The following is a 12,311-nucleotide window of genomic DNA, read 5'->3' as shown; positions in this document are numbered from 1 at the left end:
CGGCGCCATGTCACCGTTTAAAAATCTCATCAGTGCCCGACCGAACGAGCAATTCTTCGACCTCCCCCCGCTACCGATGACCCCGGAGGGTATCGCACGCGATTTTCAGCACTACTACGCCTACACCTTCGGCCGGGACCGCGACTGCCAGTCCGCTTACTATCCTTACAAGGCGCTCGCCATCGCCCTGCGCGACCGTCTCATGGAGCGCTGGAAAGATACGCGTCATGCGTATGAAGACTCCGGCTGCAAGCGCACCTATTACCTGTCGCTCGAATTCCTGATGGGACGTACCCTATCAAACGCGATGCTGAATCTCGGGGTCAGCGATGCCGCCGCCAAAGGCCTCTACGACCTGGGGATCGCACTCGAAGAGATCGCCGGCAACGAGCCCGATGCCGGACTGGGCAATGGCGGTCTCGGCCGACTTGCGGCCTGTTTTCTCGACTCCTGCGCCACCTTGCAGCTTCCGGTCAGGGGCTACGGACTGCACTACGAGTACGGGATGTTTCGTCAAGTCATCGAGAACGGCAACCAGATCGAGGAGCCCGATCACTGGGTGCGCGACGGCAACCCCTGGGAGCTGGAACGCCCCGAGTTCACCCAACGCATCCAGTTCGGCGGCCATACCGAGACCCACAAAGACCACGCGGGCCGCGATGTCGTGCGCTGGGTCAATACCAACGACGTGCTCGCCGTCCCCTACGATATCCCGATCCCCGGCTATCGCAACGGCACCATCAATACCCTACGGCTCTGGAAGGCCGCCGCGACCGACGAGTTCGATCTCGGTGAGTTCAACTCGGGCAGTTATCCCGAGTCGGTCGCGCAGAAGAACGCCGCCGAGCACATCACCATGGTGCTCTACCCCAACGATGCGAGCGAGAACGGCAAGGAGCTGCGCCTGCGCCAGCAGTTCTTCCTGGCCAGCGCCAGCATCAAGGACGTGCTGCGCGATTGGATTCGTCTGCACGGGCAAGACTTCAGCACCTTCGCCGAGAAGAACTGCTTCCAGCTCAACGACACGCACCCCGCCGTCTCGGTCGCGGAGCTGATGCGCCAACTCATGGACGATCATGGTCTAGAATGGACGCAGGCCTGGGCCATCACCCGCAAGACCATGGCCTATACGAACCACACCTTGCTGCCGGAGGCACTCGAACGTTGGCCGGTGCGTCTCTTCGAGCGACTGCTGCCGCGCATCCTGCAGATTATCTACGAGATCAATGCCCGCTTCCTCGGGGAAGTGGCGACCCGTTGGCCCGGCGACAACGATCGCCTCAGGCGCATGTCCCTGATCGAAGAAGGCTACGAGTCTCAGGTCAGGATGGCCTATCTGGCGATTGTCGGCAGCTTCTCGGTCAACGGCGTCGCAGGGCTCCATTCACAGCTCTTAGTCGAAGGCCTCTTCCGCGACTTCTACGAACTCTGGCCCGAAAAGTTCAACAACAAGACCAACGGCGTGACCCCGCGTCGCTGGTTGGCCATGTGCAATCCCGGACTGCGCGAACTGATCGACGAGACCATCGGCACCGACTGGGTCAACAATCTAAGCGAGCTCGAACGCCTCGCGCCCTATGCCGACGACCCCGCCTTCAGAGAACGCTGGCACGCAATCAAGCAACACAACAAGCGCCGTCTGGCCGAGACGGTCGAGCAGGTCTGTCGGGTATCCTTCCCTCTCGACGCGCTCTTCAACGTCCAGGTCAAGCGCATCCACGAGTACAAGCGACAGTTGCTCAACGTCCTGCACGTGATTCATCTCTACAACCGCATCAAGCGCGGCGACACGCGTGACTGGACCCCGCGCTGCGTGCTGATCGGCGGCAAGGCCGCGCCCGGCTATCAGATGGCCAAGCAGATCATCAAGCTGGTCAACAACGTCGCCCGCGCGATCAACGGTGATCCGGAGACCGAAGGTCTGCTGCGGGTCGCCTTCATCCCGGACTACTGCGTCTCGCTGATGGAAGTCATCGCACCCGGCACGGACCTCTCCGAGCAGATCTCCACCGCCGGCAAGGAGGCCTCCGGTACAGGGAACATGAAGTTCATGATGAACGGCGCCATCACCATCGGCACCTTGGACGGGGCCAACATCGAGATCCGCGAGCAGGTCGGGGACGAGAACTTCTTCCTGTTCGGCCTCACGGCAGCCGGGGTCGAGTCTCGGCGCGCCCACTATGACCCGAACGGCATCATCGCCAGCGACTCCGCGCTCCTCGAGGTGATGAGTTTGCTGGAGTCCGGGCATTTCAACCAGTTCGAGCCGGGGATCTTCGATCCGATCATCCTCTCGATCCGCAACGCCCATGACCCGTGGATGACCGCCGCGGATTTCCGCAGCTATATCGACGCACAAGAGCAGGTCGATGTCGCCTACCGAGACCGGGAGCGTTGGCTGCGCATGAGCATCCTCAATACCGCTTACAGCGGCCATTTCTCCTCGGACCGCACCATTGCGGAGTACAACCGAGACATCTGGAAACTGACCCCGGTTTCCCCCAAGGCCCCGGGCTGAGCGAGGCGGCGCGCACGTGTCCGTTAGGACACCTGCGCGCCTATGGTATAAGGCACGGCTAGCCGGTCTTTGCGGAGCCAGTTTTTAGGCCATGCGTATCCTGATAGCCGACGACGCCAGCGACGCGAGAGAGATCCTCGGACGTCTTCTCAAGCGTTGGGGTCATGAGGTCGTCACCGCCAGCAATGGCCGGGAGGCGTGGGAGATCCTGAGGCAAGAGCCGCTCCGCCTGGTCATCAGCGATTGGATGATGCCCGAGATCGACGGCCTTGAACTCTGCCGGCGCGTTCGCGAAGCCCAGTGGGAACACTACGTCTACTTCATCCTCCTGACAGCCCGCGACGACAAGGAAGATCTGATCGAAGGCATGACGGCGGGTGCCGATGACTTTCTGACCAAATCATTCAATTTCGAAGAACTGCGTGTCCGGCTGCGTGCCGCCGAGCGCATCCTGAGCCTCGAAAGCCAACTCGCCTCGCGCAACAGCAAGCTCGAAGAGACCAACGGCAAGCTCCACGCCGCACTCGACCGAATCCAGCAGGACCTGCGTGCCGCCGCCGCCCTGCAGGCCAGCCTCCTGCCGAAAGATCCGAACGTCTCGCCCGCCGTGGCTTTGGCTTGGCTGTTTCTGCCCGCAACCGAGATCGGCGGAGACATCTTCGATTTTTTCCGTTTAAACGACCGCGATCTCGGGTTCTATCATCTCGATGTCGCGGGGCATGGCGTTCCCTCGGCGATGATGTCCGTCACCCTGAGCCGAACCCTGTCCGCGGAGCTCGGCGAGGGTCATCTGGCCGCCCCACCCGCAGACGAGCGTCGCGTCAAAGCTCCGGATGCCGTCGTCGCCGACCTCAACCGGCGTTTCCAATCCGGCGAGAATGCACCCTACTTCACCATGGTGTATGGCTACATCGACACCCACTCGGGCCGCGGCGAGCTTTGTCAGGCGGGTCACCCCCATCCGCTGCTGGCCCGCCACGACGGACGCGTCGAGCAGGTCGGACACGGCGGCTTCGCCGTCGGGATGCTCGAAGGCGTCCCCTATGACTCGGTCGACTTCACGTTGGAGTCCGGCGACCGACTGATCCTCTACTCGGACGGCATCACGGATTGTCGCAATGCCGAGGGCGAGAGCTTCGAGCTCGAGCGTCTCATCGGCCTGGCCGGCAACTGCATCGATACGCCTCCGGCGAGCTTGACGACGCGGGTGGACGACACCTTAAGACGCTGGCGCGGAGCGGGAGAAATCGAGGACGACATCTCGCTGTTGGTGCTCCAGCGGCGATGAGCGATCGGGCGCAGGCGCGAACCCCCTGCCCCGGAAAGTGAACCAAGACACTGCCCAACGCCCGCCCGGAGCGCTATCCTTAGGTTTAAGCGCCTCGCCTCGCCTCGCAACCGAACACCACCGACATCAAAGCGGCTCGAGTGCGCGAGCGGCCCGGTGTATTCGATCACCGCAGGGCCTCGGATCGGTCACACGACGCCCGGGGTCTCGCGCGACGACCACAATAGATATCGGATGGACAGCATGTCAGGTTCAGGAGAAGATCGAGTCGAGACCGTCATCGACACAAACGTCCTTGAAGACATCCGTGATCTGATGGAGGATGATTTTCCCGACTTGGTGCGGCGTTTTCTCGCGGATTCGTCCGATCTGCTCGCTCAACTGGATCAAGGCATCGCCCGCGGCGATGCCGATTCGGTGCACCACGCGGCCCATACGCTCAAATCGAGCTCCGCGGCCCTCGGCGCGCTGACTCTCTCCGACCGCGCCAAGCATCTGGAGGCTCTCGGTCGCTCGGGGGTTCTCGCCGGCGCGGAGGCAGAAGCGGCCGCGGCCCGCGTCCAGTTCGAACGCGCAAAGGAGGCGCTGGAGAGGCATCTCGAGGAGGGATCCCTACCATGATTGCCGACCTGATTCGGGCGCACGTCGACCTGCTCGGCAAGCGTCGTGCAAACGCACGAATCCCGAGGCGAATACTACCGCCCGAGTGCTGGAGTACATGAGGATGAAGGCAACCGTTACCCATCGAACGATCGGCAACGTCGACAGCGTCGCCATCGCCGGACGCTTGACCGCCGCCGAGGCACCGACCGTTCGGCAAGAGATCCTCCAGGTCATGGAGCGCGGCAACGCGCGCGTCGTCCTTGACCTGTCGGAGATGACCTTCTGCGATTCGAGCGGCCTCTCGGTGCTGATCTCCGCACTCAAGGCGGCGCGCGGCAACGGCGGCAACGTCTCGTTGGCCGGACTCACACCCTCGGTTCGCGCGCTCATCGAGCTGACCCGCCTCCAGCAGGTCTTCGAGATCTTCGACGACGCAGAGGTCGCCGCCGCGCGAATGGGTTAGGTCGATATTGCCGGGCAAACACTCGTCCGGATGAACGGGATCAAGCACTCGATCAAGTCGGGGGACTTGGGCCGACTCGGGCGTCTGCGTCCCCTTTCACATCGCGTGATCCGAATCGGGCTCGTTCTTCTGTGGGCGTCCATCCTGAGCGGATGCGGCGCTTGGGAAATCGTCCCCGGTTCGACCCCGTCGGCGGCATCGGATTTCGAGGTGCCTGAACGACGGATCGAGGCATCGAGCTTCGAGCTCCTCAAGCAGTTCGAGCAAGCCGGCGAGCCGATGTATCGGTTTGGTCCGGGCGACGAACTCGTCGTCTCGGTCGCAGCTCGACCGGAAATCTCCGGCCCGCATCTTGTAGGCCCGGACGGCATCATCACGATACCCTTTGCCGGTCCCGTGCTCATCGGCGATCTGACACGCGAAGAGGCCGCATCGCGGGTCGTCGAGGCGCTCGAGCCCTACTATCTCGATCTGTCGGTGACGGTCGGCGTGACACGCTACGGCTCGAATCGGATCGTGGTCCTCGGGCGTGTGGAGAATCCGGGCGTCCTGCAGTTCGACTCCCCGCCGAATCTGCTTGAAACCTTGGCCCAAGCCGGCGGCCTGCCGCTTCTGCGTCCCGAGCAGCTGCTGACGCGCTGCGCCGTGATTCGCGGCGACAGCATCCTCTGGGTGGATGTCGCCCGCCTGCTCACCGGCGACCTGTCGCTGAACATCCGTTTGCAGCGCAACGACATCGTCTACATCCCGGACTCCACCGACACACCGGTCTATGTCCTCGGCGAGGTCCAGACGCCGGGTGTCTATCGCCTGACGCCGCAGATGTCGTTCCTGGATGCCTTGAGCCAGGCCGGCGGCCCGACCCGGGATGCGAATCTCAATCGAATTCATGTCATCCGTCCGGCCGATCGAGTCAATTTCAGCTTCTCCTTCATGGAGATCCTGAAGCCGGATCCCGGGCTGAACGTCGCCATGAAGGAGGGCGACATTGTCTATGTGCCGCGCAGCGGCATCTCGCAGATCGGCTATATCCTGGAAAACTTCAATCCGTTCAGCTCGATCCTGATCATCAATCAGCTGATGAGCGGCGATTGATGAGTCGCCGGACCCACAGCTCCCCGCCATATCGGCCGTGCGACGACACGGAGGCTCGTCCGTGAGCGCACCGCCCGCACAGCCGGCCTCCTCCGGTGCCTTCCAGCCGCTCAACAGCATCTGGAATCACAAGCTTCTGGTCATCCTGGTTGCCTTCATCGTCGCGGTCGGCGGGACCTATGTCGCCTACATCAAGGGTACGGCGGTCTATCGCGCGACAGCGGTCATCTATGTCGCGCCTCGGTTCGCCAATATCCTGGAGGACTCCAAGGAACTCGAGTTCCAGTCCTTCAGCCAATTTCAGCAGTTCATGAAGCAACAGGCGCGCACCATCAATCGGTACGACATCGTGCTCGAGGCACTTGCGCGGCTCGGCAAGCGCGCTGACGACCTTTGGCGTAGGCCCGATGAAACCGATCGGCAGGCCGCCGAGCGCCTGCAGCAACAACTGCAGGTGCGTGACGTCCGAGATACCTATCTGATTACCGTCAGCCTCGAGTCCGAGAATCCGAACGGGCTCGACGAGATCGTCAACAGCGTCGTAAAGGTTTACTTGGAGAAGGCGAAAAGGGAGGAGATCTATGCCGGAGAGGATCGCATCGAAATCCTCTCTGCGCGACGCGGGGCGCATGTGCTGCGGATCCAGGCGCTCACGAAGCGGCGTGGCGAGCTGTCGCAGACCCTGGGCGTCACCACCTTCGTCGATGGCGCGCTCAATCCCTACGATACCCTCTTGATCGAGAGCACGAGCGCCCTGCTCCAAGCCGAGCGCGCGCGTATCTCGGCGGATGCCGAGCTGGCGACCTACGACGCCGCGACGGGCGGCGAGGCAGCCCGGCTGGCATTGACCGCGGCGGCGAGCGAGCTGGCCTCGAAGGATCCCGGGCTCAACAGCCTTAAGGCCAATCTCTACAAGCGACGCAGCGAGGTCCTCGAGCAGACCACCGGCCTCACGGAGAACCATCCGGTCAGACGCATCGCTCAGCGCGAACTCGATGATCTGGAGCGCGAGGTTACGAGCGCCTCGGCACACCTGATCGCCGAGAAATCCGCGATGCTTCTCGAGGAGCGCAGGGCGCGCGTGCGCGAACGTGCCGCGGTGGAGGAGGTGTTGCGCGCGCAGCTTCGCGGGCAACAGGACCAGGCGGCCTGGTTCGCAAACCATTACAACGATGCGCTGGACGTCAGCAACGAGATCGCACGCGAGCGCAAGGCATTGGACGCGATCGACGATCGCGTCGAGTTCCTGGAGATCGAGGCCACCGCACCCGGCTACCTCCGCGTCTCGACCTGGGCCATGCCGCCGATCCTGCCGGTGAGCGGCGGGCGCACCAAGCTCGCGGTCATCTTCGCCGCGCTCGGCGGCATCCTGGGCCTGGTGGCGGCGATTGCGGTCGACCTGCTCGACCGGCGTATCCAGACGAGTCGACAGGTACAATCGCTCGTCGGGTTTCCGGCATTGGCGGCCTTTCTCGAACCCTCCTCGGATCCGGCGCACCGAGCGTTGCTCGCTGATCAGATGCGGCGGCTCGCCCTTGCACTGAGACGCGAGCGCGACGCAAACGGTGTGCGCCGCCTCCTTGTCACGGCGGTCCGCCACGGTTGCGGTGCGACTACGATCGTGCTCGACTTGGCGTGCGAGCTCGAGCGGCAAGGCTTGCGCGTCCTGGTCGTCGAGGCAAATCTATTCGTCACCGACCCGCGCTACCGAACAACACCCGAACGTCCCGGACTATTGGACATCCTGAAGGACGATCTGGAACCCGCGGCGGCGATCGTGCCGGGAGATGCAAACTTGCCCGACCGGATCGGCACCGGAGCGTCCGCGGAAGGTCAACTGAGCGACTGTCGGCATCTGCAGGGTTTTCTGGAGCGTCTGGACGCCGATTACGACATGGTGCTCATCGACGCGGCGCCCATCCGACTCTCCGCCGACACGGAATATCTTGCCGGGATCTGCGACGCGACCTGGCTGGTGGTCAGGGCGCGGCTGGCACAGATCGGCGAGGTGAAGGGCTCGGCCGCACGGCTCGAGAAGGCATCGCCTCCGGCCGTGGGACTGATCATGACTGGTCTTACGGTCTTTTTGGGCGGCGGCTATTATGGGGCCATCCTGAAGGAATATCGAAGGTCTCTGCTCGCGAAGACACAACACGGACGCAATGGAGCACCCACATGAAGCCCCGGCTCTTGTACGCCCTGCACAGCGGCAATCTCTACGGCACCGAGCGCATGGCCTTGGCAACGCTCGAAGGGCTGCGCGAGGACGTCGATCCACTGCTGTGCGCGCCGCCGGGTCCGGCACTCGCGGAATCCGCTCGACGGGGGATACCCGGCATCGCCTTTACGGGACCTCGGGATCTCGCCGCCCTGATGCGTCGCGAGCTGGCGGCGCACCGAGAGGTCTCCTTCGCCGCGACGGCGGTCACGCATTCACTTCTTTTCGTTGCACTCAATGCACTCTACCGCCGGCCCGGCGTCCATCTCCACATGGTTCACGGCGGGACCGACGAGCGCGACAGCTACGGGCGTAAGAAGCTCCTGAATCATGCCGGGATCCGCTTCGTCGCGGTCTCCGACTATGTGCGCGAGCGCCTGATTGCAAACGGGGTCAGAGCTTCGCGGATCCAAGTCATCGAGAATTTCCTGAGCCCCGAGGATGTCGCCTCGCGACCGCGACGCACGCCGTTCAACGCCGCAGGGATCCGGCGCGTCCTGATCGTTTCGCGCGTGGATCCGATCAAGCGCATCGATCTGTTGCTGGACTGTCTCGACCGTCACCCTGAGCCGCGGGCACTCGCGTTTCGGATCCTCGGCACCGGATGGGATCTGGATGTCCTGCGCGCGCGCGCCGAAAAGACCCATCCGAACGTCACCTTCGCCGGCTTCTCGGACGATGTTCCGGGCGAGCTGGCCCGCAGCGACCTGCTCCTGCATCTGTGTCCCGTCGAGCCCTTCGGGCTTGCAATCCTCGAGGCGATGGCGGCAGGCGTACCCGTGCTCGTCCCGGACAGCGGCGGCGCCGGGTCCTTGGTGGACGACGGGGTAAGCGGCCTGCGGTTTCGCGCCGACGACGCCGACGCACTCGCACGCCGTCTCGCGGCCATAGACTGCGCAGACGGCGACACGCTCAACGGCTTGGTCGCGGGTGCCGATCGGCAGCTGGCGACCCGCTTCTCCGCTGCGGCACGCATCGCTGATTATCGGCGGATTTTCAATGGAGTCGAGACATGAACCCGAACGGATCCAGCTGTGCGCTCTCGGTCGTCGTCATCGGCCGCAATGAAGGTTCGCGCCTCATGCGCTGCCTGCGTTCCGTGCAGGCGATTCGCGGGGTCCGCGGCAGGATCGAGATCATCTACGTAGACTCGGACTCCAAGGACGGCAGCGCCGAACGGGCCAAGGCACTCGGAGCACAGGTCATCGTTGTCCATCCGCAACGCCCGTCCGCCGCGCTCGGTCGCAATGCCGGGTGGCGCGCCGCACAGGCGCCCGTGGTCCTCTTCCTCGACGGCGACACCCTCCTGGATCCGGATTTCGTCGCGAGCGCGTTGCCGCTGCTGAAGGATCCAAACGTCGCCGTCGTCTGGGGACACCGACGCGAGCTGCACCCGGAGGCGTCGATCTACAACCGGGTGCTGGATCTGGACTGGATCTATCCACCGGGTCCGAGCGAGTTCTGCGGCGGCGATGCCCTCATGCGCCGCGCCGCCTTGGAGCGCGTGAACGGCTTCGACGAGCGCCTGATCGCTGGCGAGGAGCCCGAGCTCTGCCAGCGGCTGCGCACGCTCGGTTACCGCATCGAGCACATCGACCAGCCGATGACCCTGCATGATCTCGCGATGACCCGCTGGGAACAGTATTGGCGTCGTGCCGAGCGCGCCGGCCATGCTTATGCGGAGGTCGCGTCGCGATTCCGCGACAGCGACTATCCGCTCTGGTCGGCGGAGGTTCGTCGCAATCGAATCCATGCGGCCATCCTGATCCTTGCCGCGCTGGGCGGGATCGTCTTCGCGGTCGTCGAGGAGAGTCTCTGGCCGCTGCTTCTGCCGGTTGTCTTTTATCTCGGGCTGATCGTGCGCACCGCGCGGCGGGTGGAGTGGAAGGATCCGAGCCTGGTCACCCGGCTGCTGTACGGCGTGCATTCGCACCTGCAGCAAATTCCGATTTTGATCGGCCAGTTGAGCTTCTACCGCGATCGTCGCGCCGGACGCCGACGACGCCTGATCGAGTACAAATAGCCCACATATCGGTCGCGCACGAGGCATGGGAGAACGCGCAATGAGCAAAGGCATCAAAGGTCTTGCGGTTTCCGCGCTGACTCCGCTCGCGCGGCTGCGACGTCGGCTTCTGGAGCCCCTCGGACGTCTTTGGAACCATGCGCGTCTGCGCGAGCGGATCACGTCCGCGCTGGATCCCTCGGTCGTGGTACTCGGTGTCCCCGAGATCCACGGCACGGGCAACATCCGCTTGGGCCGCCAGCTCTATCTCTACCCCGGTCTCTACCTCGAGACCCAAGGGGCGGGCGAGATCCGGATCGGCGACGAGGTGGTGATCTCGCGTGGGGTTCATCTGGTCGCCTTCGAGCGGATCCACATCGGCGAGGGCAGCATGATCGGCGAATACAGCAGCATCCGCGACGCCAACCATCGTACCGGGACGGATCGGGCGTTGCGTTGGTCCGGACACGAGAGCCGTCCGATCGCGATCGGGCGTCAGGTTTGGATCGGGCGAGGGGTCACCGTGCTGCCGGGGGTGACGATCGGCGACGGTGCCGTCATCGGCGCCAACGCCGTGGTGACCCGGGATATCCCGGCCGGTGCGGTCGCGGTCGGGATCCCGGCACGCCTCATCAAGTCGTCCTCGACGGCCCAACGGACCGAGCCGTCGAGCTGACAACCCTCCTCGACTGAGGGAGCCGACCCGGTGCTTGCCATCATTGCGCTGATTCCGGGCCTTCTGGCGGCCTGGATCGGACTCACCCGCGGACCCCACGCGGCATTCCTGATGGTCTATCTCCCGACCATGCTCCTTCTGCCGGAATACTATCGGTGGAACGCACCGGGGCTGCCGGATCCGACCTTCGGTCAAGCCGCTGCCGTCGGAACCGCATTCGCCTTCTTCGCGCGAGGAATGCCGGGGTTTCGCTTTCACGCGATGGATCTCCTGGTCTACGGCTTTGCGCTCGCCGCGAGCATTTCCGAATACCGTGCATCGGGTTACAGCGATGCCCAGAACCTCATGTTCAACATGCTGACCTGGGTGGTGCTGCCCTACATCTTCGCAAAAAGCCTGATCGAGCCGGCCGGGAATCGGGTGCGGTTCGCCAAGATCCTGGTGGTCTGTCTCTTCATCATCTCGGCGGTCTCGGTCTACGAGTTTCGCTTCGGCACCACGCCTTGGCGGATGATCCTGGATCCCTTTTTTCCCGGTCAGGCGCGTTGGGTCACGACCTTCCGCTGGGGTTTCGCACGGGTCGCCGGCCCCTACGGTCATGCCATCCTGGCCGGCGTCGTCTTGGTGATCGGCTACCGGATCCAGCGCTGGCTCGAATGGAGCGGCGCCTGGGAGCCGAAACCCCGTTTCGCCCCTTGGCTGCCGATCAGTCAGAGCCGGCTCATCACCCTCGGGCTGCTTGCCGGTGTCATCATGACCATGGTGCGCGGACCCTGGATGGCGGCCATCCTGGCGGCGATGCTGGTCATAATCGGGCGCTCGCGCCAACGGGTTGCGGCGATCGGTGCCGTCATTGCGGTCCTCGTCTTCGTCGGCATACCCGGTGTCATTTGGTTCCTCGACTATGTCTCGGTCGGGCGCGAGGGCGCGGAAACAGTCGCCCAAGAATCGGCCGCCTACCGCTGGGAGCTCTTGACCGAATACTCCGAGATCGCATCCGAGAAGCGCTGGTTCGGCTGGGGCCTGACCGCTTGGCCGAAGGTGCCGGGGATGCCCTCGATCGACAACTACTATCTGCTGCTGCTCTTGATGCACGGGCTGATCGCCCTGGTCTGCCTGCTCGCGATCATCCTGATCATGCTGGTGCGCCTGACCGCGCACGGGATGCGCCAACCGCTCGCAGAGCCTCGCGGGAGCTCTCTGGCCTTTACCCTGGCGAGCCTTTATCTGGCGATCGCCTTCTCGATCGCCACCGTCTACCTCGGACTGCAGACCGTGCCGCTCCTTTTCCTGATCACCGGATGGGGTATCGCCTATATGGACTCGGGCGTGGAAGGCATCGGCACCGAGACAGCCGTGCCGCCCGAGCCGAAACCGGCCCATCGGTTCCGCCGAGTCATGACATGAGTCACCTCTCGATGCCGTCTGCATCCTGTATTCTTTGGTCC

General features: G+C 63.9%; 10 protein-coding genes. All 10 read left to right on the top strand.

All coding sequences use genetic code 11. The annotated features are described in order from the left end of the window. Positions 1-7: 7 nt before the first annotated feature. The 10 genes from BDD21_RS08215 (at position 8) to BDD21_RS08170 (ending at position 12,270) form a co-directional block, all read left to right on the top strand. A complete protein-coding gene (locus BDD21_RS08215; protein ID WP_120796744.1) occupies positions 8-2,518 on the top strand; it encodes a glycogen/starch/alpha-glucan phosphorylase in 2,511 nt (836 codons plus the stop codon). Positions 2,519-2,609: 91 nt separating this feature from the next. Beyond that, entirely contained in the window at positions 2,610-3,806 is a 1,197-nt protein-coding gene (locus BDD21_RS08210) for a PP2C family protein-serine/threonine phosphatase (protein ID WP_120796743.1), read from the top strand. 243 nt (positions 3,807-4,049) lie between these two features. Next, the gene (locus BDD21_RS08205) at positions 4,050-4,427 is read left to right on the top strand and encodes an Hpt domain-containing protein (protein ID WP_170164710.1); all 378 of its coding nucleotides are present in this window, start codon (positions 4,050-4,052) and stop codon (positions 4,425-4,427) included. A gap of 103 nt (positions 4,428-4,530) precedes the next feature. Beyond that, positions 4,531-4,872, top strand: coding sequence for an STAS domain-containing protein (locus BDD21_RS08200; RefSeq protein ID WP_120796741.1), 342 nt, complete (start codon positions 4,531-4,533; stop codon positions 4,870-4,872). A gap of 210 nt (positions 4,873-5,082) precedes the next feature. Continuing rightward, positions 5,083-5,967 (top strand): SLBB domain-containing protein, encoded by an 885-nt coding sequence (locus tag BDD21_RS08195; protein ID WP_245969473.1) that lies wholly within the window; start codon positions 5,083-5,085, stop codon positions 5,965-5,967. Positions 5,968-6,028: 61 nt separating this feature from the next. Beyond that, positions 6,029-8,146 carry a GumC family protein gene (locus BDD21_RS08190; RefSeq protein ID WP_147431014.1) on the top strand — a complete coding sequence of 706 codons (2,118 nt, stop codon included), beginning with the start codon at positions 6,029-6,031 and terminating at the stop codon, positions 8,144-8,146. Beyond that, positions 8,143-9,201, top strand: coding sequence for a glycosyltransferase (locus tag BDD21_RS08185; protein WP_120796738.1), 1,059 nt, complete (start codon positions 8,143-8,145; stop codon positions 9,199-9,201). The genes BDD21_RS08190 and BDD21_RS08185 overlap by 4 nt, the downstream gene beginning before the upstream one ends. Further along, the gene (locus BDD21_RS08180) at positions 9,198-10,208 is read left to right on the top strand and encodes a glycosyltransferase family 2 protein (RefSeq protein WP_120796737.1); all 1,011 of its coding nucleotides are present in this window, start codon (positions 9,198-9,200) and stop codon (positions 10,206-10,208) included. Before BDD21_RS08185 ends, BDD21_RS08180 begins: the two co-directional genes overlap by 4 nt. Positions 10,209-10,248: 40 nt before the next feature. Continuing rightward, complete coding sequence (locus BDD21_RS08175) at positions 10,249-10,863, top strand: acyltransferase (RefSeq protein WP_120796736.1); 615 nt, start codon at positions 10,249-10,251, stop codon at positions 10,861-10,863. Positions 10,864-10,893: 30 nt separating this feature from the next. Continuing rightward, positions 10,894-12,270, top strand: a complete 1,377-nt coding sequence (locus tag BDD21_RS08170; protein ID WP_120796735.1) for an O-antigen ligase family protein — start codon at positions 10,894-10,896, stop codon at positions 12,268-12,270. The last annotated feature ends 41 nt before the right edge of the window (positions 12,271-12,311 follow it).

Origin of the sequence: Thiocapsa rosea (assembly GCF_003634315.1) — a bacterium.
Taxonomy (GTDB): Bacteria; Pseudomonadota; Gammaproteobacteria; order Chromatiales; family Chromatiaceae; genus Thiocapsa; species Thiocapsa rosea.
Note: the sequence above shows the minus strand (reverse complement) of the source record. Positions and strands in the feature narration are given on the sequence as shown.

Bases quoted from the DNA above. Each gene is read 5' to 3' on its own strand.
- BDD21_RS08180 (WP_120796737.1), top strand. From the start codon at position 9,198: ATGAACCCGAACGGATCCAGCTGTGCGCTCTCGGTCGTCGTCATCGGC.
- BDD21_RS08200 (WP_120796741.1), top strand. From the start codon at position 4,531: ATGAAGGCAACCGTTACCCATCGAACGATCGGCAACGTCGACAGCGTC.
- BDD21_RS08175 (WP_120796736.1), top strand. From the start codon at position 10,249: ATGAGCAAAGGCATCAAAGGTCTTGCGGTTTCCGCGCTGACTCCGCTC.
- BDD21_RS08185 (WP_120796738.1), top strand. From the start codon at position 8,143: ATGAAGCCCCGGCTCTTGTACGCCCTGCACAGCGGCAATCTCTACGGC.
- BDD21_RS08215 (WP_120796744.1), top strand. From the start codon at position 8: ATGTCACCGTTTAAAAATCTCATCAGTGCCCGACCGAACGAGCAATTC.
- BDD21_RS08205 (WP_170164710.1), top strand. From the start codon at position 4,050: ATGTCAGGTTCAGGAGAAGATCGAGTCGAGACCGTCATCGACACAAAC.
- BDD21_RS08210 (WP_120796743.1), top strand. From the start codon at position 2,610: ATGCGTATCCTGATAGCCGACGACGCCAGCGACGCGAGAGAGATCCTC.